The organism is Labrys sp. LIt4 (assembly GCF_017813775.1).
Taxonomy (GTDB): domain Bacteria; phylum Pseudomonadota; class Alphaproteobacteria; order Rhizobiales; family Labraceae; genus Labrys; species Labrys okinawensis_A.
In genome coordinates this window covers 1-20877 of sequence record NZ_JAGIPY010000019.1, presented here as the reverse complement: position 1 = coordinate 20877, position 20877 = coordinate 1, and the positions used below count along the sequence as shown (strand labels likewise).

Genomic DNA, 20877 nt, shown 5'->3' with positions numbered 1-20877 from the left:
AGACGCCACGAGTTACCCGCACCTTCCCCGCTGGACGGAGAAGGCAAGTCGCGGCTTACACCCGCATCGGCATCAGCACATAGAGAGCGGCGGCGCCTTCGCGGTCCTGCACCAGGGTCGGCGAGCCCGGATCGGCGAATTTCAGCAAGGCGGTATCGCCGTCGAGCTGCGCCGCGATGTCGAGCAGATAGCGCGAGTTGAAGCCGATATCGAGCGGGGCAGCGTCGTAGTCGACCTCGATCTCCTCGGTCGCCGTGCCGGAATCGGGGTTGGTGACGGTGAGGACGAGGCGCCTGTCGGCCAGTGACAGCTTCACGGCGCGGCCGCGCTCGGAGGAGATGGTCGAGACGCGGTCGACGGCGGCGGTGAAGTCGGCGCGCTCGACGGTGAGCGCCTTGTCGTTGCCGACAGGGATGACGCGGGCATAATCGGGGAAGGTGCCGTCGATCAGCTTGGAAGTCAGCACCACCGGGCCGATGGTGAAGCGGACCTTGGCCTGGGACAGTTCGACCGAGACGATGGCCTCGGCATCCTCCATCAGTTTCTGGATCTCGCCGACCGCCTTGCGCGGCAGGATCACGCCGGGCATGCCGCTGGAGCCTTCGGGCGCCGGCAGCTCGACGCGGGCGAGGCGATGGCCGTCCGTGGCCACGGCGCGGATGCGGGTTTCGCCCTCGACATCCAGCGTGTGCAGATAGATGCCGTTGAGATAATAGCGCGTCTCTTCGGTGGAGATCGCGAACTGCGTCTTCTCGATGAGCTTGCGCAGATCGGCGGCCTTGAGCTGGAAATTATGCGGGAACTCGCCCGCCGCCAGATCCGGGAAATCCGAAGGCGGCAGCGTCTGCAGGGTGAAGCGCGAGCGGCCGGAACGCACGATCAGCTGGGTTGCCTCGCCGCCCCCCTCCAGCGAGACCTGGGCGCCGTCCGGGAGCTTGCGGACGATGTCGTAGAGGGTATGCGCCGGCACCGTGGTGCCACCGTCCATGGTGACGTCGGCAGGAGAGGACTCCACCACCTCCAGATCGAGATCGGTCGCTTTCAACAGCAGGCTGGCGCCCTGGGCCTGGATCAGCACGTTGGACAGGATCGGGATGGTGTTGCGCCGCTCGACGACGCGGTGGACGTGGCCCAGCGATTTGAGAAGGGCAGTCCGTTCGAGCGTAACCTTCATGGAATGCGTCCTGGCATAACGACCCGCAAGCGGACCGAGCTGCCGCGAGCGGTGGAAAAAGGGCGAAGACCATGCAATTTGCTTTGGCGAAAGGCAAGCCATCCCGCAGCTTTTTCAGGGTTTTCCCGAACATGTCGGGTTTGCGCCCGATCAGGCTGCCCTGCGCCATGGAGCCCGTTTCCGACAAGGACCGATCCGGAGGTCCCCGAGCAGAAAGCCGCTGGTTACAGCGTGGGCGGCGGCTCCAGCAGCACCACCACGCGCTGCAGGATGGCGAGCACCGCGATGAGGATGATGAGAACACGCAGGATCTGCTTGAAACGTCCTTCCATGGGCAGGCGGTCGATCACATACATCAACAGCCAGCAGACGAGACCGATGACGACGATACCGATCAGCAGCGAGATCACACCAGACAACATGCACACTTTCCCCGAGCAACCACGACAATCATGGTCGCCCGGTAACGCGAATGTCGGCCCGGGGGTTCCCGTTCGTCAGGTCAGACCGTGAGGGGCGGCGCAGCGACCGGGGGCAGGCTTCTCGATCGGGATCGCAGGATCGACGAAGCGCTTGACAAGGACTACCGCACATCGAAATGATACAGACCTGTCTCACCTCTTGGGGAAAGCACGATGCCGGAGGGCTATGGCAATCTCGAAAAGCGCCATCACATCGTCGAAACCGCCTATGAGCTGTTCAAGCGCTTCGGCTTCCATGCCACCGGAATCGATCGCATCATCGCCGAGGCGAAGGTGGCGAAGATGACGATGTATCGCCATTTTCCCTCGAAGGACGGCCTGATCGTCGAGGTGCTGGACTATCGTTCGCAGCGCTTCGACAGCCAGCTCGACCGCCTGGCGGAACAGGCCGCCACGGCGGAGGCCAAGATCGCGACGATCTTCGACTGGTATGGTCGCTGGTTCGCGAGCCCGCGGTTCCACGGCTGCCTGTTCGCGCATGCCGTGGCCGAGTTCGGCGATCGCGCCCATCCGGTGTTCAAGGCCGCCTCCGCACAGAAGGAAAAGCTGCGGCAGCGCATGCGCGCGATCCTGGCGGATAGGCTGCCTGCCAACCGAGCGGAGAATCTGGCTTCAGCCCTGCTCATGCTGCTCGAGGGTGCCACGTTGCTGGCGCAGATGGGACGGGGCGACGAGGCCATCCGGGAGGCGCGCGAAGCCGGACTCGGCCTGATCAGGGCCGCGGCTGCCGGGCAATGAGCGCAACCGTCATCGCCATGGCCCTTTTTGCAGCGGTCCTGCATGCAAGCTGGAACGCCTTCCTGCGGAACGGCCGCGACAGGCTGTGGACGGTCACGGTGATGAGCTTTTCCACCACGACTGCCGCCATCCCCCTCGCCCTGCTTTCACCCCTGCCGCCGCAACAGGCTTGGGCCTCCATCGGCCTCTCCGCCCTGCTTCAGGTCGGCTATAGCATCTTCCTGGTCGCAGCCTACCGGCATGGCCAACTGGGGCAGATCTATCCCATCGTCCGCGGGACCGTGCCGCTGCTGGTGACGTTCGGCGGGCTGGCTTTCGCGGGCGAACGCCTCGGCCTCCTCCAATTGCTGGGTGTCGGCTTGATCGCCGCCGGCATCATGAGCCTGGCGCTGGGCAGGAACCGCGCCACGGCCTCATCCATCCTCTATGCCCTCGCGACGGGCGCCATCATCGCCAGCTATGCGACGGTGGATGCAATCGGAGTTCGGTTGGCAGGCGACGCCGGGGCCTACACGGCATGGGTGCTGCTCGCCTATGGCGCCCTGCTGCCGGCGGCCTTCGTCCTCTCCCGCGGCAGGCTGTCCGTCGACCTTCGCTCCGCGGAGACCCGGCAGGCGCTCGCCGGAGGCGTTGTCGTCCTGCTCGCCTATGGCATCGTGGTGGCGGCCTATAGACTCGGCCCGGCCGGGCCGATCACGGCCCTGCGCGAGACCAATGTGATCTTCGCCACCCTCATAGGCTGGCTGTTTCTCGGCGAACCCCTGACGATACGGAGCATCATCGCCTGCCTCGTGGTGGCTTGCGGCGCCATCTGCATCGGCTTTCAGCCGTGAGAGGCGCCGCCGCCCGGGGCCTCAGGTCAGAGGGATCATCACAGCCCGGCGATAGGCCGGGCGCTCGGTCAGGCGTTCGTACCAGGCTGCGAGATTGGGCAGGTCCGGCCGCTCGATCGGCATGTTGAACCAGCCATAGGCGAGGCAGCCGAGCGGAATGTCGCCGATGCCGAATTTTTCGCCCGACAGATAGGCCTGGCCGGCCAGCGCCTTGTCGGCGATCGCCAGCAGGCGGCCGCAGCTGTCGAGCCCGCGGGAGAGCTCGGTCTCGACCCGGTCCTGGGCGGTCCGGCGCACGACGTTCCAGAACACGTCGCGGAAGGGACCGGCGATGGTCGAGGTCGTCCAGTCCATCCAGCGCTCGGCCGACGCCTTGTCCTGGCGCGAGGACGGCACCAGCCGGCGCTCGGGGTCGCCCTCGGCCAGATAACGCACGACGGCATTGGATTCCCACAGCACGAAGCCGTCATCCTCGATGCAGGGCACCAGCCCGTTGGGGTTGAGCGCGCGATAAGCGGGATCGTTGACCACGCCGAAAGCGCCGCCTGCATCGATGCGCTCATAGTCGAGCCCGAGTTCCTCGGCGCACCAGAGCACCTTCTTCACATTGGAGGAATTGGTTCGGCCCCAGATCTTCAGCATGTCGGTTCCTTCCACAGAGCGTTGAGGTTCACCCGCCCGACCTTTGTCATTGCCGGGCTTGACCCGGCAATCCAGCTCTTCCCGCCATACATCAAAGACGGGCCCCCTGGATGCCCGGGTCAAGCCCGGGCATGACAAAGCAAGCGCTTGAGTTATTTCCGAACGAGGTTCGGTCCTTCCCTGACGCCGCCTCACTTCGCCCGGATGAAGCCCACGATGTCCTTCACCGAGGCCATGATCGGGGCGGCGATCGCCCGCGCCCGGTCCGAGCCCTCGGCCAGCACGGCATCGATATGGCCGGGATCGGCCATCAGGCGCTTCATCTCGGTGGTGATCGGCGAGATCTTCGCGACGGTGAGATCGGCGAGCGCCGTCTTGAAGGTGGAGAACTGGCCGCCGCCGAACTCGGCGAGAACCTCAGCCACCGTACGCCCCGCCAGGGCCGCGAAGATCGAGACCAAATTGTCGGCCTCGGGGCGGCCCTTCAGCCCTTCTTCTTCGCTCGGCAGCGGCTCGGGATCGGTGCGCGCCTTGCGGATCTTGGCGGCGATGGTGTCGGCATCGTCGGTCATGTTGATGCGCGAGAGGTCGGAAGGGTCGGATTTCGACATCTTCTTGGACCCGTCGCGCAGGCTCATCACGCGGGTCGCCGCCCCCTGGATCAGAGGTTCGGGCAGCGGGAAGAAGCCGCCATTGAAGCCGTTGGCCGCGATGGAATCGCCGAAATCATTGTTGAATTTCGCCGCGATGTCGCGGGCAAGCTCCAGATGCTGCTTCTGATCCTCGCCGACGGGCACGTGGGTGGCGCGGTAGACCAGGATGTCGGCGGCCATCAGGGTGGGATAGGCGAACAGGCCCACCGAGGCCGCCTCCTTGTCCTTGCCGGCCTTCTCCTTGAACTGGGTCATGCGGTTGAGCCAGCCCATGCGCGCCACGCAGTTGAACACCCAGGCCAGCTCGGCATGCTCGGCCACCTGGCTCTGGTTGAAGACGATATGGGCCTTCGGGTCGATGCCGGCGGCCAGGAAGGCGGCGGTGACCTCGCGAATGGCGCTCGCCAGGCTCTTGGGATCCTGCCAGAGCGTGATGGCGTGCTGATCCACCACGCAATAGATGCATTGATGGCTCTTCTGCATCTCGACGAAACGCTGGATCGCGCCGAGATAATTGCCCAGATGCAGGTTGCCGGTCGGCTGAACGCCCGAAAAGACGCGTTCCACGAACTTCGTCATGGCTGGAGGATTCCATATTGTCCAGGCAGCTTGTTCTCGATCGAGCCACCGGCGCGATCAAGAACAAGCTGCAAGATATCGAAAACGTGCACGATTTTCCGGCGAAGCCCGCTGCGGGCCTCACCGGAAAATCGTGCCTCGGCTAGCGCTTATGGCGGGCGCTGGCGCAAGACGCAAGTGCGGGCGGCAGGAACGGCTGGGCGATCGGGTGAAAGCGTTCCGGTCATCCCGGACGCGGTGCGGCCTGTAATGCTGCGCCGCAGAGGCGGGTCCGCAGGCAGAAAAGGGCCGCGCCACTTCGCGGCGCAGCGTGCACGGGATGACATTTTCCTTTCACCCGATGGCACAGCCCGCCCCGGCACTGGTGCAAGGCTCCAACTTGCCGGCTCCGTCCAGGCCCTGTACGCATGCGGAGCTGGAGCCTCGCCGTGACTGCATCTTCCCCCTCCCTGCGCGTGCTGATCGTCGGCGGCTACGGCATTTTCGGCGGACGGCTGGCGGAATTGCTGGCGGACGAGCCCCGCCTCACCCTCATCATCGCCGGACGCTCGCTGGCCAAGGCCGAATTCTTCTGCGCCAGCCGTCCCGTGCGGGCCCGCCTGTTCCCGGCCGAGTTCGACCGCGACCAGCCCCTGGAGCCGCAATTGCGCGCCCTGAAGCCGGACGTCATCGTCGATGCCAGCGGCCCCTTCCAGGACTATGGCAAGCAGCCCTATCGCCTGATCGAGGCCGCGATCGCCCATGGCGCCGATTATTTCGACTTCTCGGATGGGGCGGCCTTCGTGCGCGGCGTTACCGGCCTCGACGCGGCGGCCCGGCAGCGCGGCGTCGCCATCCTGTCCGGCGTCAGCAGTTTTCCCGTGCTTACCGCCGCCGCCGTCAGGCACCTTGCCGGCGCCTTCTCGCGCATTGATGCCATCCGCGCCGGCATCGCTCCCTCGCCACATGCGATCGTCGGCGAGAACGTGCTCAGGGCGATCGCCGGATATGCCGGCCAGGCCGTGCCGGCCCGGCGGCGCGGGCAGACCCTGCTCGTGCATCCGCTCACCGAAACCTGCCGCTTCACTATCGCCCCGCCGGGAAAGCTGCCGCTGCCCAACACGCTGTTCTCCCTGGTGGAGGTGCCCGATCTCCTGCTGCTCGCCGATCTGTGGCCGGGCCTGCGCTCGGTCTGGGTCGGCGCCGGCCCGCGTCCGGAGATCCTGCACCGCTGCCTGATCGGGCTGAGCCTGCTGGTGCGCTGGAAAATCCTGCCCTCCCTCGCGCCGCTCGCCGGCCTGTTCCTCCGGGCAGGCCGCATCCTGCGCTGGGGCTCTCATCGCGGCGGCATGGTCGTCCAGGTCGAGGGCGCCGGGCATCGCGGCGAGAAGCTGGTCCGCGGCTGGCATCTCACGGTCGAGGGCGACGACGGCCCCTATATTCCGGCCATGGCGATCGAGGCCCTGATCCGCCAGCGCCTCGATGGCACCAGGCCGGAGCCAGGCGCCCGCTCGGCGGCGGGCGCCCTCACCCTGGCCGACTATGATCGCGTCTTTGCCGGCCGTCCCTTCGCCCATGGCACGCGCGACCTCACCGCCGAGGCGAGCCTGCCGCTCTACCCGCGCATCCTGGGCTCGGCCTACCAGGACCTGCCGCCGGCCATCCAGGCCCTGCACCGGCATGAAGCGGGCCACGTCGTCAGCGGCCGCGCCAGCGTGGAGCGCGGCAAGGGGTTGTTGTCGCGGCTGGTCGGCACCCTCGTCGGCTTCCCCGAGGCCGGCACGGATGTTCCGGTGCGCGTAACGTTCGAGATCGAGGACGGACGGGAGGTCTGGACCCGGGAATTTGCCGGGCGCCGCTTCCGCTCGGTCCAGACCGCCGGGCGCGGCCGCAACGCCTATCTGGTCGACGAGCGTTTCGGCCCGCTGAGCTTCGCGCTGGCCCTCCTGGTCGAGGACGGCAGGCTGAAGCTCGTCGTGCGCAACTGGCGCTTCCTCGGCCTGAGGCTGCCCCGGTTCCTGGCTCCCTCTGGCGACAGTTTCGAGAGCGCCGAGGATGGGCGCTTCAACTTTCATGTCGAGATCGCCCATCCCCTGCTCGGCCTGATCGTGCGCTACAAGGGCTGGCTGGTCTCCGAACCTCGGAACTGAGCGCGGTCTCCAACGGCAATACAGTTCAGGTCGTGGATGGCTTCCAAATAGCCGGGTCAGGCCCGGCTATGACAATTCGGAGCTTTTCCCGGGATGACGGAGCGCATCGCTAAAGGCGTCCGTCATCTGGCGAGCTGGTCTCGAAGCGCCGTCGCTCACATCGCCTTCATGGCCTTGTGATGCTTCTTCATCATCTTCTTCTTGGCCATCTTCTTCATCGGCTTCTTCATGGTGTCGCCCTTCATCGCATCGCCCTTCATGGCCTCACCCTGCATCGCCGTCGGTTTCATCGTTTGCGACTGCATCGTGTTCGTCTGAGGCATCGCGTCCTGGGCTTGCGCCAGAGAGGCCGTGGCGAAAGCCAGCCCCAGGCCCAACAGGCCCGCAGAGGCGAGTTTGGCAAGATGATCCATGATCCGTTCCTTTCTGTGATTGCGCCGGGGCGCAGGGAGAGCCGGACGAGCCGCCCGGCGGGTGGAGAGGCGAGGGTTTGGATGCCACCTCAATCGGTGGCGGCTGCCTGGATGGGCCCGCCATCCGGCGCCTGCAGCAGGATGGCGGTGCGCAGGCCGGCCGGCGCCGGCGCGATCGGCAGATCGAGAGCTTCGCCCTTCCAACGGCCGAGCCGGACCAGATCGTGCACGACATTCTTGTGCGGCAGGGTGCGGCCGGCATTCTCGCCGGCGCGCACCGGCACCTCGACCTGCCTCGGGTCATAGCGCACCAGCCAGATGTCGAACCCGCTCCGGGGCGAGGCCTGGCGACCGATGGCGACATGGCCGGGTGAGACGGTCAGGCTCGGCGCGGCATCCGGCACGCCTGCCCCGGCGATCGCCGCATCGACCTCGGCAAGGTCGTTGCCGACCAGCGAGGCCCGGCCGTTCACCACCATTTGCGGCGTGAACGGACCGCTCTGCCCGAGAGGCCTTTCATAGGTCACCTGGCGCTGCGTGTAGTCAGGGCGCACGAAGACGTCCTTCCAGCCCAGCCGGTCCCAATAGGTGACGCTGAAGCTCAGGGCCAACACGCCGGGCCGCCGGCTGATCGCAGCCAGATTGGCATTGGCGGGCGGGCAGGACGAACAGCCCTGGCTGGTGAAGAGCTCCACCACGGTGAGCGGCCTCGCCTCGACCGGCGTCGCGCCACCGAGCAAGGGCACGATCAGGCCCAATGCCGGCAAAGCCAGCCGCAAAGCGCCAAAACATGGCCTCTTCGTCGATCGCCTCATCCACGGCCTCGTCAGTCTTCGACCCCGACAAGGGCCGCTTCCCAGGTTTATTCGTCGACGGATCGAGGCTCGTTACAGGCTCACGGCCTCGTGATGATGTGGCGTTGGCATCGCGAATACCGCCGGAAAACACGTAAGGAGGCGTGAATTCGCTGCTGTTTCACCGATTCCCGGCGCTTCGCGCTTTCGTTCGGCGGCGGGGCGGTGTAAGAGGCGCCCACAATCGTTCCTGGAGCAGAGCGCGTTTTGGTGAAAACGCGTCTTTACTCCAGCGCCTTGGTTCGACGCGTCTTTGCGGTCTGGGATGATTCCACCAGACCGCAAGACGCTTTAGCTCATTCGAAACGTTTCAGGACATCATCGTGAAGGTCATCGCCAGTCAGATCCGCAAGGGCAACGTCGTCGAGATCGACAATCAGCTCTACGTCGTGCTCAAGGCCGAGAGTTTCTTCCCGGGCAAGGGCACGCCCACCACCCAGATCGACATGCGTCGCCTGTCGGACGGCGTGAAGACCGTCCAGCGCTACCGCACCACCGAGCAGGTGGAGCGCGCCTTCATCGAGACCAAGTCGCACACCTATCTCTATGAAGACGCGCATGGCTACGCCTTCATGAACATGGACAGCTACGAGCAGGTCGCGGTGCCGGCCGACGTGATCGGCGACCAGTCGGTCTATCTGGCCGAGAACATGGAATGCCAGATCAGCCTCTATAACGGCGTGCCCGTGGCGATCGAACTGCCGGCCCGCGTGGTCCTGGAAGTGACGGAAACCGAGCCGGTGACCAAGGGCCAGACGGCTTCCTCCTCCTACAAGCCCGCCACCCTCTCCAACGGCGTGCGCACCACGGTGCCGCCGCACATCACCGCCGGCACCCGCGTGGTGATCATGACGGAAGACGGCTCCTACGTCGAACGCGCCAAGGACTGAGCCAATCCATCAGCCCATTACGGCCCGTTCACGGGCTTGCTATTCGAAAGCCCTGGCCGCATTCGCCAGGGCTTTTCTTTCTTCCGGCGTCGGCCCATAGCGATTGGCTCCCCGCCCGCCTGGGATGAGACCGAGGACGAGAAGGCAGGCGGAGGCGAACATCATCGCCGCGCTTGTCAAGGTGATGGCGATGCCGAGTGGCACCCGGTCGTTCATGGCCAGATAATACAGAACGGAAGGCGCCGCCCCCGAGGCGAAAATCACCACCCTGGCAATCCATGGCGAGGCACCGATGTCGGAGAGGCGTCGGCCGGCCAGCCAGGCCAGCAGGATGGCGAAACACGCCAAGAGGCCGGAGCGCCGCAACCCCGCTCCCAACTGCAAGGTTTCGAAGACACGAATACCCAGCGCGAAACAGCCCGCCACCAGGACGAGGCCCAGCCAATAAGGCAGACGGCGCAGGCGGCCTCTGTCACGAAAGAGCTGGACCAGGACCTGCGGCATGATGGCGCTCAGACCGGTACCGACTCTGCCGCCGCCGCGATCTCCGCCTGGATCGCCTCGGCCGCAGCCTTGGGATCGGGAGCCGCCACGATGGGGCGGGCCACCACGAGATGGTCGGCCCCGGCGCGGATGGCATCGCCGGGCGTCATCACGCGCTTCTGGTCGCCGCTGTCGCTGCCGGCCGGGCGCACGCCCGGGGTCACCAGCAGCATGCTGTCGCCCACCTTGTTGCGGGTGGATACCGCCTCTTCCGGCGATAGGATCAGGCCGGGCACGCCGATCGACATCGCCTGGGCCACACGCTGGGCCACCAGTTCGCTGACGCTCTGGCGATAGCCCGCCTCGGCGAGGTCGGCATCGTCATAGGACGTCATCACGGTGACGGCGAGGATCTTCAGGTCCGAGCCGCGGGCGCCTTCGACCGCGGCCCGCATCGTCTGGGGGAAGGCATGCACGGTGAGGAAGGTCATGCCCATGCCGGCAATGGCCTCGACCGCCTTGGTCACGGTGTTGCCGATGTCGTGCAGCTTCATGTCGAGGAAGATCTTCTTGCCCGAACGCGCCAGGTCCTGGGCAAAGGGCAGGCCGCCATTGAAGACGAGCTGATAGCCGATCTTGTAGGAGGTCACGCTGTCGCCGAGCCGGGTTACCAGGGCTTCGGCCTTGGCGACGCTGTCGACATCCAGGCCACAGATCAGGCAGTCTTTCGTATTCAAATCAGTTCCTCAGCAGTTGGCGATAGGTCCAGACGCGGGCGGGCGGTACGTTGCGCCAGATACGCGGCGACGCCTGCCAGGTGAAGAAGGCGTTCTTGGTGGGAATCGGCGAGGTCAGCGAATAGGTGAACTGGATGAAGGCCGCGTCGGGCTGCATCAGGGTGAAGGCCTGCGACAAGAGGTCGAGGCGCTGCCGTTCCGGCTTGGTCAGCAGCGGCAGGCCGCAGACCACGGCGGCAGCCTTGCCGGGAAGCCGGCCGTCCAGCGTCCTGGCGAGGGCATAGGCATCGCCCTGCACCACCGTCGCCCTGGGAAAGCGCCGGGAGAGGAGATCGCAGAATTGCGGGCTGTATTCGACCAGGACCAGGCGATCCTCGGCGACGCCTCGCTCGACCAGCGCCTGGGTGATCGGCCCGGTGCCGGGCCCGATCTCCACCACCGGCCCTTCGGAGGCCGGATCGACGCAATTGGCCATTGCCTTGGACAGGAAAGGGCTGGACGGCGTGATCGATCCCATCTGCAGGGGCTTTTCGGTCCAGCTGCGGAAGAACTGGGCGGCCTCGCCGAAACGCCTGGATGGCTTGCAATTGTCACGTCGCGCGCCGCCCTTGTGGACCATCGGCCTGCTCCTTGCTTGCCCCGTTCGCATCGCTATTGGCGAACGCCGCCGCCGTCAAGCGGTCCCTGCGTCCGATCATCGGTATAAGGCCTCCTGAGGCGCCGGTGCCGCATGACCCGCAGCCCGCCATTCCGCCCGCACGTCCGGGTCGGTCTCGTGTTGCCGCCGCCAGGACTGGGCTGCCAGGCGGCTGGGAGCGAGGCGGGCCAGCGCCCAGACCGCCATGGCGCGTACCAGCGCCGATCCGTCGTCGAGAAGCCGTTCGGCCTCCTCGACAAGCCCCGGATCGCCGGAATTGCCGATGGCGATCAGTACATTGCGGATGAAACGGTCGCGCCCGATGCGCTTCACCGGGTTCTTGGCAAACAGCGCCCGAAAGGTCGGATCGTCCAGCCGCGCCAGTTCCGCCAGCCGCGGGGCCTGCAGTGCCTCCCGCGCCTTGAGTTTATGTTCGCGTGCCGCCACCGCGAATTTGTTCCAGGGGCAGGCCGCCAGGCAATCGTCGCAGCCATAGATGCGGTTGCCGATCGCCTCGCGAAACTCGGCGGGGATGGGTCCCTTGTTCTCGATGGTGAGATAGGAGATGCAGCGCCGGGCATCGAGCCGGTAGGGCGCGGGAAAGGCGGCGGTCGGGCAGGCATCGAGGCAGGCCCGGCAGGAGCCACACCGGTCCCGTTCCGGCGCATCGGCCTCGATTTCGGCGGCGCTGAAGATCGAGCCCAGAAAGAGCCAGGAGCCGAAGTCCCGGCTGACCAGATTGGTGTGCTTGCCCTGCCAGCCCAGGCCCGCCGCGGCGGCCAGGGGCTTTTCCATCACCGGCGCGGTATCGACGAACACCTTGAGCGGTGCCCCTGTCACCTCGCCCCACCAGCGCCCAAGGCTTTTCAGCCGTTTCTTGATGACGTCGTGATAGTCGTCGCCCTGGGCATAGACCGAGATCAGCCCGCCGGAGCGATCGGAAAGCCCGGCCATCGGATCCCCGTCGGGGCCGTAGTTGACGCCCAGCATGATGATGCTGCGCACCTCCGGCCAGAGCGTGGCGGGGGCGCCGCGCTGCTCGGCGCGCTCCTGCATCCAGCCCATCTCGCCATGGAACCCTTCCTCGAGAAAGCGGCGCAGCCGTGCCGGCGCCTCGGGGATGGCCTCGGGCGTAGTGACGCGGACGACATCGAAGCCTTCCGCTTCGGCGCGCTGGAGGAGCTCTGTCTTGAGGGCGCTCACGGCGACCTCCTTGCGCGAGGCCACCGGCGTCCGGGGAACTGCCCCTCCGCAAAGTTCAAAAGCACTTGCACCGTCATCCCCGGCACGGCCGCAGGCAGTGGGCAACGGAACGCAGGCAGCCTCAAGCCGGAAAATACCAAGCTAGAAATCGAGATCCGCATAGGTGGCCGAAGGCGGCGTGCCCCGCAGCGTCTCGGCCAGGAGGGGGCGGAAGGACGGACGCGACTTGAGGCGGGCATACCATTCCTTGGCAGCCTGGTCTTCGTCCCAGGGCACGTCGCCGAGATAGTCGACGATCGACAGATGCGCCGCAGCCACGAAATCGGCGTAGGACAGCCTGTCTCCCGCCAGCCAGTTCCGCCGCCGCACCAGATATCCGACATAGCGCAGATGATAGCGCACATTCGATTTGGCCGCACGGATCGCCGCCGTATCCGGGGAGGAACCGCCCTCGCCGATCGGCAGGAAGCGCTTCAGGATCTTCTCGGTGATCAGATATTCGCTGACTTCGGCATAGAATTTGATGCTGAACCACTCGATCAGGCGGCGGGTCTCCACGCGCGCCCTGGCGTCGCGGGGCAGCAGACGCTGCTCGCCCAGGGCATCGCCATAGGCTTCGTCGAGATATTCGCAGATCGGCGAGGCGCCGGGCACGATCAGGCCGGTGGCGTCGATCATCACGGGCAGCACGCCGGCCGGGTTCATGTGCAGGAAGGCTTCGCGCCGCTCCCACGGCTTTTCCTCGACCAGATCGGTCGCCACGTCCATTTCGCTGAGCACGAGGCGGATGAAGCGCGATTGCGGGTCGACAGGATGATGAAAAAGCTTGGCCATTGAACCGTGAATCTGGAAACCGCGGATGAGGGCCCGAAGCAGGGCGAAGCGGATAACCGGTATACCCCCCCGTGCAACCGCCCGGCAACCGCCTTGCGCGAATAGAACACAGGCTCTGCGGTCGGCGGCGGAAAATGGGCGGCAGGGGTTAACGAGACATTGACGCCCCCGGGCCCGGCACTTCGCACCGCACAGCCCGGCAGGCCGCCTGAAACGCCATGCGGCGCCTGGCCGCCTTTCCAGGTCTCTCCGTTGCCAGCGCGGTCATTATGCCATGTGGAAAAGTAACTTACAGATCTCCTATACGTCGGCGATAGGGATCGACAGATGTCGCAATCACAGGTGGTCCCGCGCGCAGCCCGCAACCTGTTCGTCTGCTGCCCCTTTCCCAAGAGGTAATATCGGAAGCATTGACATGAAGCGATTCAGCGCCAAATTGTTACAAAACGTTAACAAACAATAGTGTGGGAAGAAATAGCACTGCAAGGAGCGTGATCATGCCGGTAGACCTGACCGACAGCAAAGCCATTCGCAGCCTCATTCCGGCGCGCATGGACCGCCTGCCCTGGGCCCGCTTCCATTGGATGGTCGTGGTGGGCCTGGGGATCAGCTGGATTCTCGACGGCATCGAGATCCAGCTCGTTTCGGCCTCCGGCTTCAAGCAGAGCCTGGGCATGTCGAGCGCGGAGGTCGGCTTCGCGGGCACGATCTATCTGATCGGCCAGGTGGTCGGCGCCCTCTTCTTCGGCCGATTGACCGACCGCTGGGGCCGCAAGAAACTGTTCATCATCACGCTGGCGATCTATCTCGTCGGCTCCGGCGTGGCGGGTTTCGCCTGGACACCCTGGTTCCTCTATCTCTGGCGTTTCGTTGCGGGCCTCGGCATCGGCGGGGAATATACCGCGATCAATTCGGCCATCGACGAACTCATTCCGGCCAAATATCGCGGCCGGGTCGACATTGCCGTCAACGGCACCTATTGGGCCGGCGCCATGCTGGGCGCCATCGGCAGCTTCTATCTGCTCGACCACAGCCTGTTTGCCGAGAATGTCGGCTGGCGTATCGCCTTCTTCATCGGCCCGGTGCTCGGCCTGATCATCATCTTCCTGCGCCGGCACATCCCCGAAAGCCCGCGCTGGATGGTCACCCACGGCCAGGCCAGGGAAGCGGAGACCATCGTCGACGGCATCGAGGCCGGCGTGCGCGCACAGGGCGTCACCCTGGCCCCGGTCGACGACAGCAAGGCGATGTATGTCAAGCCGGAGGAATCGGTCCCCTTCTCCAAGCTGGTGGACGTCTTCTTCCGCGAATACCCCTCACGTACCTTCCTCGGCATCACCATGATGGTGACCCAGTCCTTCCTCTACAACGCGATCTTCTTCACCTACGCCCTGGTGCTGCAGAACTTCTACCACCTCAACGAGTCGCAGACGGCGCTGTATTTCTTCCCCTTCGCCATCGGCAATCTGATCGGCCCGTTGCTGCTGGGACCGCTGTTCGACACGATCGGGCGGCGCAAGATGATCTTCAGCACCTATGTGCTGGCAGGGCTGGTCCTGCTCGTCTCGGCCTATCTGTTCAAGCAGGGCAGCCTGAGCGCCAACACCCACACGCTGTTCTGGTGCGTCTCCTTCTTCTTCGCCTCGGCCGGTGCGTCCTCGGCCTATCTCACCGTCAGCGAGATCTTCCCGCTGGAAGTCCGCGGCCAGGCGATTTCCTATTTCTTCGCCGTCGCCCAGATCGTCGGCTCGATGGGCCCGCTGATCTTCGGCTATCTGGTCGGTGACGGCACGCAGCGCGATCCGCTGTTCTGGGGCTATGTCGTCGGTTCGGTGGTGATGATCTTCGGCGGCGTGGTCGCGCTGATCTTCGGCGTCGATGCCGAAGGCAAGGGGCTGGAGGATATCGCCGATCCCCTCACCAAGGTCAGCGTCACCGTGGAGGGGGTGCTCGGGCCGCAGGCGCTGCGCTAGGGCGGCGCACGGGGCGCGTTCAACCATGGGCGCGCCCAGCGGTCGAGGACGGTTCATCGAAGCCCGTCATCGCGAGCGAAGCGAAGCAGTGACAGGGCGGGTATTGCGGCGACATCAATGGAAAACCTCAACCCTGCCGATAGGTCTAGCCCCGTGACAGCCACCGCGGCGCGCCGGACAAGGCAAGAGATAGTGGAAGAACAGGCATCCAATTCCGCCACATTTCCTTCCAGACTGGCGGCCATCACAGGCCGATCGAAGAAATGGGTGAGGAAATGGCTGCCGTCACGGAGGATCTCGTCAAGCTCTATGCTCAGTCCGATGCCCTGGCGCTCGGAGAGCTGGTGCGGACCAGGCAGGTCAAGGCTTCGGAACTGGTCGAGACGGCGATCGAACTCGTCGCCCGCCTCGATCCCAAGCTGAACAGCGTCGTCATTCCGACCTTCGATGTCGCGCGGCAGATCGCGGAGGCGCCGGGCACGGGCCCGTTCGCGGGCGTACCGTTCCTGCTCAAGAATCTCGGCACGCAATGGAAGGGCACGCCCCTGACCTCGGGGCTCGCCTATCTCCAGAACTATGTCTGCCCCGCCGATTCCGAAATCGGCCGCCGCATGCGCGCCTCCGGCCTCGCTCCGATCGGGCGCAGCAACACGCCGGAATATGGCTGGTGCATTTCCACCGAGCCGCGCCTCTACGGACCCACCGTCAATCCCTGGAATCCGGCTGTTACCGCCGGCGGCTCGAGCGGCGGCTCGGCGGCGGCCGTCGCGGCGCGCATCGTTCCGATCGCCGATGCCTCCGATGGCGGCGGCTCGATACGCGTGCCGGCCTCCTGCTGCGGCGTGGTCGGTCTCAAACCCTCGCGCGGGCGCGTCAGCTACGGGCCCTTCGACGCGGATCTGTGGTTCGGCTGCATCTATTTCCTGTGCAACAGCCGCAGCGTGCGCGATACCGCCGCCTTTCTCGACGTCGTCGCCGGCAATCTGCCGGGCGATCCTTATACGGCGCCGCGCCCCGAGGAGAGCTGGCTGTCCCTGCTCGCCAGGCGCCCCAAGGGCCTGAAGATCGGCTACACCCTCACCGCCCCCTTCGGCGATCCCTATGCGCCCGAGGTGAAGGCGGCGGTCGAGGACGCCGTCCGGCTGCTGGAGAGCCTCGGCCACACGGCGGAGGAATATCGCTTCGAGGTCGATCTCGAGGAAGCCTGGTGGCGCTACAACGACATCATCGCGGTGGAGACCTCGACCGAATTCACCCAGCACGCCAAATTCGCGGGGCGCCCGCCCGAAGAGGCCGATCTCCAGCCCTTCAACTGGTCGATGCTGGAATATGCCAGGACGCTGTCGGCGACGCAGTATTCGGCCAGCATCGGTGCCGTGCGCAAGGCAGCCCAGCGCATTGCCATGGAGCTTGCGCCCTTCGACGCCTTCGTCACGCCCACCTTGACGCAGCCGCCGCGCCCGGTCGGCTACTGGTCGATGGAGGACGGCAATCGCGAGCGCTATCTGGCGCGCTGGTCGGACGCCGCCTTCATGTTCGCCTTCAACATCTCAGGCCTCCCGGCGATGTCGGTGCCGCTCGGCATGGCCGACGGCAACAAGCCCGTGGGCATCCAGTTCATCGGCCGCCACGGCGACGAGGCGACGATCCTGCAGCTCGCCGCGCAGGCGGAGGAAGCCGCGCCCTGGATCGGGCGCAAGCCGCAGGTGTGCGCGATCTGACAATCGCGGTCTGACAATCGTGATCTGAAGCGTCGCGCTGCCCCTCACCCGTACCCTCTTCCCGTAAGAACGGGGCGAGGGTACGGGCGAGGGGCAGCACTATGGCTGGCCACATCATGAAGAAGCCCTCCCCGGCACGACCGGGAGGGCTTTTCAGATCTGCTTCGATGCCGCGGCGGCCTCAGGCCGTCAGGCCGCCCGCCAGGCTCGGCAGGTCGAAGGGGCGGAAGCCGAAATGCGACAGCCATCGCACATCGGCGTCGAAGAACGGGCGCAGGTCCGGCATGCCATATTTCAGCATGGCGATGCGGTCGATGCCCATGCCCCAGGCAAAGCCCTGATATTCGTCGGGATCCAGGCCGCAATTGCGGAGCACATTGGGATGCACCATGCCGCAGCCCAGGATTTCCAGCCAATCCTCGCCCTCGCCGAAGCGGATCTCGCCACCCTTGCGCGAGCACTGGATGTCGACTTCCATCGACGGCTCGGTGAAGGGGAAGAAGGAGGGACGGAAGCGCATCTTCACCGAAGGCACTTCGAAGAAGGCGCGGCAGAACTCTTCCAGCACCCACTTCATGTGGCCGACATGGCTCACCTTGTCGATGACCAGCCCCTCGACCTGATGGAACATCGGCGTGTGGGTCTGGTCGCTGTCATGGCGATAGGTGCGCCCGGGCACGACGATGCGGATCGGCGGCTTCTGGCTCAGCATGGTGCGGATCTGCACCGGACTGGTATGGGTGCGCAGCACCTTGCGCTCGCCCTTCTCGTCGGGCGCCAGGAAGAAGGTGTCGTGCATCTCGCGGGCCGGATGGCCGGGCGGGAAGTTGAGCAGGGTGAAGTTGTATTCGTCCGTCTCGATATCGGGGCCTTCGGCGATGGCGAAGCCCATATCGGCGAAGATGGCGGTAATCTCGTCGATGACCTGGCTGATCGGGTGAATGCGGCCGAGCTCGGTGCCGCTCTCGCGCACCGGCAGCGTCACGTCGACGGCTTCCGCCACCAGGCGCGCTTCCAGCGCGGCGGCCTTCAGCACGGTCCTGCGCTCGGCCAGCGCCGCGGTGACGCGGTCCTTGACGACATTGATGGCGGCGCCCGCCTGCCTGCGCTCTTCCGGCGCCATCTTGCCGAGGGTGGCCAGGCGCTCGGAGATCGAGCCCTTCTTGCCGAGCGCCGAGACGCGCACCGCTTCCAGGGCCGCCTCGTCGCCGGCGGCGGCGATCTCGGACAACAGGGTCGTTTCCAGGCTGGTCAGGTCGTTCATCGTCACTTCCTCAAATCGAGGTGCCTTCTAGCCTATTTCAGGCGGAAAAGGGAACCGCATTCGACAGATCAGGCACTGCAGATTTGCGCCATCGAATAACGGTTTTGCACCCGAACCGACGAAAAAAGCGGGAATTGCGCCCCCCGGATACCCCCCAGCAAAATGGCGCTTAAGCGCCCGATGAATGGCTGCGATGCCCTTCCCGGCGGCATTTCGAACCCCGCTTTTCGATCATCTGAATGATTCACATATTCGCTAATTATCTAATTAATTAATCTTGAAAATATTTAAAAACCCGTGTTATCAAGGGCTTGTGAGCAGCCCGGCGAAAATGGCGAAGGGATGATGACGGTCGACAAGGTCTTCGAAGCGCTTTCCTCACCGCCGCGACGGCGGATTCTGGCCGATCTGTCGCGGGCGGACATGACGGCTGGGCAGGTGGTCGAAAAGCTCGCCGATGCGATGTCGGCGCCGGCGGTTTCCAAGCATCTTTCCATTCTGGAGAATGCCGGCCTGGTCCGGCGCGAGCGGCGGGGCCAGAACGTGCATTACGGCCTCAGGCGCGAGACGCTCGCCAACACGCTGCTGGAATTCCTGTCCGCCTTCGAGCCGGCGGCCAGGCCCGATGGCGCCGACTCGGCGCTGGAGCGCATCCGCCGCAACATGCTGTCGGGGCGCGGGCTCTAGAGCAAAGCGCGTTCAAGCGTGAACGCTTATTTGCTCTAGCTCATTGTTCTGACGCGTCTTTGCGATTCTTGGTGACTCCGTCTAATCGCAAAACGCTATAGGGCATGTCGCCGGGTGCGCGGGCATCTCGCCCGTTCTTCTTTGCCTGCAACCGCTGGGCTCTTGCAGTGCCGGGCGCAACGGCTCAATAGAGTCGGACCGTCCTATCGTTTGATGCAAGGTCTCCATGCCGTCTCCCGACAATTCCGCGCCCACCAACATGCTGTCCACCGTCGAGGCTCTTACCCCCGAGACGCGCGCGAAGGTCGACGAATTGCAGCGAACCGAAGCGCCGGCCTACCGGCTGGCCGCGCTCGACCCCGACTTCATGCTGGGCGATTCCACCCGAGGCGTGCGCTTCCAGCTCGAATACGCCAAGGCGCAGGAGGGGATGAAGGCGGCCCATATCCGCTCCACCATCGTGGTGTTCGGTTCGGCCCGCGTCAGGGAGAACGCGCCCGGCAATCACGGCCGCTGGTACAAGGAGGCGCGCACCTTCGGCTACATCGCTTCGCGCCGCGGCGGCGCCCTCAACGAGGATGGCGGCGGGCGCTTCAACGTGATCGCCACAGGCGGCGGCCCGGGCATCATGGAGGCCGCCAATCGCGGCGCCGCCGAGGCCGGCGCTCCCACCATCGGCTTCAACATCACCCTGCCGCACGAGCAATATCCCAACCCCTACACCACCCCTTCCCTCTCCTTCCGCTTCCACTATTTCGCCATGCGCAAGATGCATCTGGCCATGCATTCGGCGGCGCTGGTGGTGTTTCCGGGCGGCTTCGGCACGCTCGATGAATTGTTCGAGATCATCACCCTGCGCCAGACGGGCAAGATGTCCTTCTGCCCGATCGTGCTGATGGACAAGGCCTATTGGACCCGGATCATCAATTTCGACGCCCTGGTCGAGGAAGGCTTCATCAAGGCCGAGGACCTGACCCTGTTCGACTTTGCCGAGACGGCCGAGGAATGCTGGTCGATCCTGGAGCGCAAGGGTTTGACCGCCCCGAGCGAATAGGCTTCAGGACGGGTCGAATACGGCCTTGGCGCACCAATCGAGTTGCTCGGGCTTGAAGGCAGGCTTTTTGCCGTAGATGTCGCCCATCTCGGCGACATAGGCTTTCTCGACCTCCACAAGATTCCTGTAGAGGGGCAGTGGCTCGCAGGGGCGGGCCAACTGCCACTCCTTGCTGTCGAGGGGGTGACGCTCGCCCTTGGCGAGAAGGGCGCCTGAAATCTTCAGCACCGAGCCATCCGGCGCCACATGGACCTTGCCCTCCCGGCTTACGGCCGCGTCGCGATTGGGCCCGTCAACGATGTTGGGAGACAGCATCGCCGTGACGATATAAGCAAGGCTGCCGTCCTGGCGGTAACAATAGGTCGCAAAACGCCCGATACCATCGAAATAGGCGGCAATGGACAGCACCGAACGGCTCCCGGTCGCGCTGGCGCGATTGTCCCAGAAGGAAAAATCGTCGCCATAGCCGTTGAAGAAGCTGCGGCGCCAGCCGAGCCATGCCTGCGGATTGTCCTTCATCACCGCCTGGCACGCCGCCCAATCGGCGCCGATCTCGGCCAGAGCCTTGGCATCGGGTTGCCCGGCGGCGCGAACCGGGGCCGCTGCCGCCAGAACGGCGATCACGGCCAGAGACATCAATACCCACATGCGTAACCCCTGAGCGACGTATAGAGCCTTGCGATGCTAGGCCGGGCCGGGTCGCCTCGCGATATCCATGGGAACAACCGGCACAACCACGATCGAGCGAGAATTCCGGGTGCACGGGCATCTTGCCCGTTCCTGGAAACGCAGCGCTTGCGGAATGAGAAGAACGGGCAAAATGCCCGTGCACCCTGTGTAGTTGGAATGTGTCAGGATGGGTGCGGGCGAGAGACCGTGTGCACCCCGGCCCGTTAA

General features: G+C 65.2%; 21 protein-coding genes. 8 read left to right on the top strand and 13 right to left on the bottom strand.

Going from position 1 to position 20877, the window contains the following annotated elements; translation table 11 throughout:
* Positions 1-55 precede the first annotated feature (55 nt).
* Positions 56-1174, bottom strand: a complete 1119-nt coding sequence (gene dnaN, locus J8I29_RS25295; protein ID WP_105865533.1) for a DNA polymerase III subunit beta — start codon at positions 1172-1174, stop codon at positions 56-58.
* A gap of 224 nt (positions 1175-1398) precedes the next feature.
* Complete coding sequence (locus J8I29_RS25290; protein ID WP_209433774.1) at positions 1399-1596, bottom strand: hypothetical protein; 198 nt, start codon at positions 1594-1596, stop codon at positions 1399-1401.
* A gap of 213 nt (positions 1597-1809) precedes the next feature.
* Between J8I29_RS25290 and J8I29_RS25285 the strand changes: the two genes are divergently transcribed.
* Both J8I29_RS25285 and J8I29_RS25280 read left to right on the top strand, forming a co-directional pair.
* Positions 1810-2394 (top strand): TetR/AcrR family transcriptional regulator, encoded by a 585-nt coding sequence (locus J8I29_RS25285; protein ID WP_209433773.1) that lies wholly within the window; start codon positions 1810-1812, stop codon positions 2392-2394.
* Positions 2391-3227 carry a DMT family transporter gene (locus tag J8I29_RS25280; protein ID WP_209433772.1) on the top strand — a complete coding sequence of 279 codons (837 nt, stop codon included), beginning with the start codon at positions 2391-2393 and terminating at the stop codon, positions 3225-3227. The genes J8I29_RS25285 and J8I29_RS25280 overlap by 4 nt, the downstream gene beginning before the upstream one ends.
* Positions 3228-3248: 21 nt before the next feature.
* On the opposite strand, the gene J8I29_RS25275 is transcribed toward J8I29_RS25280, so the two are convergent.
* Complete coding sequence (locus J8I29_RS25275) at positions 3249-3869, bottom strand: glutathione S-transferase (protein ID WP_209433771.1); 621 nt, start codon at positions 3867-3869, stop codon at positions 3249-3251.
* A gap of 191 nt (positions 3870-4060) precedes the next feature.
* Positions 4061-5101, bottom strand: a complete 1041-nt coding sequence (gene trpS, locus J8I29_RS25270; protein WP_209433770.1) for a tryptophan--tRNA ligase — start codon at positions 5099-5101, stop codon at positions 4061-4063.
* 428 nt (positions 5102-5529) lie between these two features.
* Between trpS and J8I29_RS25265 the strand changes: the two genes are divergently transcribed.
* Entirely contained in the window at positions 5530-7230 is a 1701-nt protein-coding gene (locus J8I29_RS25265; RefSeq protein WP_348536164.1) for a DUF4166 domain-containing protein, read from the top strand.
* 155 nt (positions 7231-7385) lie between these two features.
* Here the strand turns inward: J8I29_RS25265 and J8I29_RS25260 are convergent, their stop codons facing one another.
* Complete coding sequence (locus tag J8I29_RS25260) at positions 7386-7643, bottom strand: pentapeptide MXKDX repeat protein (protein ID WP_209433768.1); 258 nt, start codon at positions 7641-7643, stop codon at positions 7386-7388.
* Between the two features lie 89 nt (positions 7644-7732).
* On the bottom strand, positions 7733-8458 hold the full coding sequence (locus tag J8I29_RS25255; protein WP_209433767.1) for a DUF1223 domain-containing protein: 726 nt from the start codon (positions 8456-8458) through the stop codon (positions 7733-7735).
* A gap of 362 nt (positions 8459-8820) precedes the next feature.
* Between J8I29_RS25255 and efp the strand changes: the two genes are divergently transcribed.
* Complete coding sequence (efp, locus tag J8I29_RS25250) at positions 8821-9387, top strand: elongation factor P (RefSeq protein WP_105865540.1); 567 nt, start codon at positions 8821-8823, stop codon at positions 9385-9387.
* 39 nt (positions 9388-9426) lie between these two features.
* On the opposite strand, the gene J8I29_RS25245 is transcribed toward efp, so the two are convergent.
* The 5 genes from J8I29_RS25245 to J8I29_RS25225 all read right to left on the bottom strand — a co-directional run bounded on the left by J8I29_RS25245 (position 9427) and on the right by J8I29_RS25225 (position 13281).
* Complete coding sequence (locus J8I29_RS25245; RefSeq protein ID WP_209433766.1) at positions 9427-9891, bottom strand: DUF805 domain-containing protein; 465 nt, start codon at positions 9889-9891, stop codon at positions 9427-9429.
* Between the two features lie 8 nt (positions 9892-9899).
* Positions 9900-10607: an orotidine-5'-phosphate decarboxylase gene (gene pyrF / locus J8I29_RS25240; RefSeq protein WP_245197360.1), complete on the bottom strand. Its 708-nt coding sequence runs from the start codon at positions 10605-10607 to the stop codon at positions 9900-9902.
* Between the two features lies 1 nt (position 10608).
* Positions 10609-11226, bottom strand: a complete 618-nt coding sequence (locus J8I29_RS25235; protein WP_105865542.1) for a methyltransferase domain-containing protein — start codon at positions 11224-11226, stop codon at positions 10609-10611.
* A 75-nt stretch (positions 11227-11301) separates the two neighbouring features.
* Entirely contained in the window at positions 11302-12447 is a 1146-nt protein-coding gene (queG, locus tag J8I29_RS25230) for a tRNA epoxyqueuosine(34) reductase QueG (RefSeq protein WP_348536162.1), read from the bottom strand.
* Between the two features lie 141 nt (positions 12448-12588).
* Positions 12589-13281, bottom strand: coding sequence for a glutathione S-transferase family protein (locus J8I29_RS25225; protein ID WP_068297410.1), 693 nt, complete (start codon positions 13279-13281; stop codon positions 12589-12591).
* Between the two features lie 497 nt (positions 13282-13778).
* Here J8I29_RS25225 and J8I29_RS25220 point away from each other — a divergent pair, with 497 nt between their 5' ends.
* The gene (locus J8I29_RS25220; RefSeq protein WP_209433764.1) at positions 13779-15254 is read left to right on the top strand and encodes an MFS transporter; all 1476 of its coding nucleotides are present in this window, start codon (positions 13779-13781) and stop codon (positions 15252-15254) included.
* Positions 15255-15529: 275 nt separating this feature from the next.
* A complete protein-coding gene (locus J8I29_RS25215; RefSeq protein ID WP_209433763.1) occupies positions 15530-16975 on the top strand; it encodes an amidase in 1446 nt (481 codons plus the stop codon).
* Between the two features lie 181 nt (positions 16976-17156).
* Here J8I29_RS25215 and pheS read toward each other — a convergent pair whose 3' ends face one another.
* Positions 17157-18239: a phenylalanine--tRNA ligase subunit alpha gene (pheS, locus tag J8I29_RS25210; RefSeq protein WP_105865546.1), complete on the bottom strand. Its 1083-nt coding sequence runs from the start codon at positions 18237-18239 to the stop codon at positions 17157-17159.
* A 345-nt stretch (positions 18240-18584) separates the two neighbouring features.
* On the opposite strand from pheS, the gene J8I29_RS25205 reads away from it, so the two are divergent.
* Both J8I29_RS25205 and J8I29_RS25200 read left to right on the top strand, forming a co-directional pair.
* Positions 18585-18926, top strand: a complete 342-nt coding sequence (locus J8I29_RS25205) for a metalloregulator ArsR/SmtB family transcription factor (RefSeq protein ID WP_245197359.1) — start codon at positions 18585-18587, stop codon at positions 18924-18926.
* A 367-nt stretch (positions 18927-19293) separates the two neighbouring features.
* Positions 19294-19980: a TIGR00730 family Rossman fold protein gene (locus J8I29_RS25200; RefSeq protein ID WP_245197365.1), complete on the top strand. Its 687-nt coding sequence runs from the start codon at positions 19294-19296 to the stop codon at positions 19978-19980.
* A 3-nt stretch (positions 19981-19983) separates the two neighbouring features.
* Here the strand turns inward: J8I29_RS25200 and J8I29_RS25195 are convergent, their stop codons facing one another.
* Complete coding sequence (locus J8I29_RS25195) at positions 19984-20628, bottom strand: hypothetical protein (RefSeq protein ID WP_209433761.1); 645 nt, start codon at positions 20626-20628, stop codon at positions 19984-19986.
* Positions 20629-20877 lie beyond the last annotated feature (249 nt).

Excerpts from the sequence above, each read along its gene's own strand:
- J8I29_RS25280 (WP_209433772.1), top strand. The coding sequence starts at position 2,391 with ATGAGCGCAACCGTCATCGCCATGGCCCTTTTTGCAGCGGTCCTGCAT.
- J8I29_RS25195 (WP_209433761.1), bottom strand. The coding sequence starts at position 20,628 with ATGTGGGTATTGATGTCTCTGGCCGTGATCGCCGTTCTGGCGGCAGCG.
- J8I29_RS25275 (WP_209433771.1), bottom strand. The coding sequence starts at position 3,869 with ATGCTGAAGATCTGGGGCCGAACCAATTCCTCCAATGTGAAGAAGGTG.
- J8I29_RS25285 (WP_209433773.1), top strand. The coding sequence starts at position 1,810 with ATGCCGGAGGGCTATGGCAATCTCGAAAAGCGCCATCACATCGTCGAA.
- J8I29_RS25290 (WP_209433774.1), bottom strand. The coding sequence starts at position 1,596 with ATGTTGTCTGGTGTGATCTCGCTGCTGATCGGTATCGTCGTCATCGGT.
- J8I29_RS25200 (WP_245197365.1), top strand. The coding sequence starts at position 19,294 with ATGCTGGGCGATTCCACCCGAGGCGTGCGCTTCCAGCTCGAATACGCC.
- J8I29_RS25220 (WP_209433764.1), top strand. The coding sequence starts at position 13,779 with ATGCCGGTAGACCTGACCGACAGCAAAGCCATTCGCAGCCTCATTCCG.
- J8I29_RS25215 (WP_209433763.1), top strand. The coding sequence starts at position 15,530 with ATGGCTGCCGTCACGGAGGATCTCGTCAAGCTCTATGCTCAGTCCGAT.
- J8I29_RS25235 (WP_105865542.1), bottom strand. The coding sequence starts at position 11,226 with ATGGTCCACAAGGGCGGCGCGCGACGTGACAATTGCAAGCCATCCAGG.
- dnaN (WP_105865533.1), bottom strand. The coding sequence starts at position 1,174 with ATGAAGGTTACGCTCGAACGGACTGCCCTTCTCAAATCGCTGGGCCAC.
- pheS (WP_105865546.1), bottom strand. The coding sequence starts at position 18,239 with ATGAACGACCTGACCAGCCTGGAAACGACCCTGTTGTCCGAGATCGCC.
- J8I29_RS25245 (WP_209433766.1), bottom strand. The coding sequence starts at position 9,891 with ATGCCGCAGGTCCTGGTCCAGCTCTTTCGTGACAGAGGCCGCCTGCGC.
- J8I29_RS25255 (WP_209433767.1), bottom strand. The coding sequence starts at position 8,458 with ATGAGGCGATCGACGAAGAGGCCATGTTTTGGCGCTTTGCGGCTGGCT.
- J8I29_RS25205 (WP_245197359.1), top strand. The coding sequence starts at position 18,585 with ATGACGGTCGACAAGGTCTTCGAAGCGCTTTCCTCACCGCCGCGACGG.
- trpS (WP_209433770.1), bottom strand. The coding sequence starts at position 5,101 with ATGACGAAGTTCGTGGAACGCGTCTTTTCGGGCGTTCAGCCGACCGGC.
- J8I29_RS25225 (WP_068297410.1), bottom strand. The coding sequence starts at position 13,281 with ATGGCCAAGCTTTTTCATCATCCTGTCGACCCGCAATCGCGCTTCATC.
- J8I29_RS25260 (WP_209433768.1), bottom strand. The coding sequence starts at position 7,643 with ATGGATCATCTTGCCAAACTCGCCTCTGCGGGCCTGTTGGGCCTGGGG.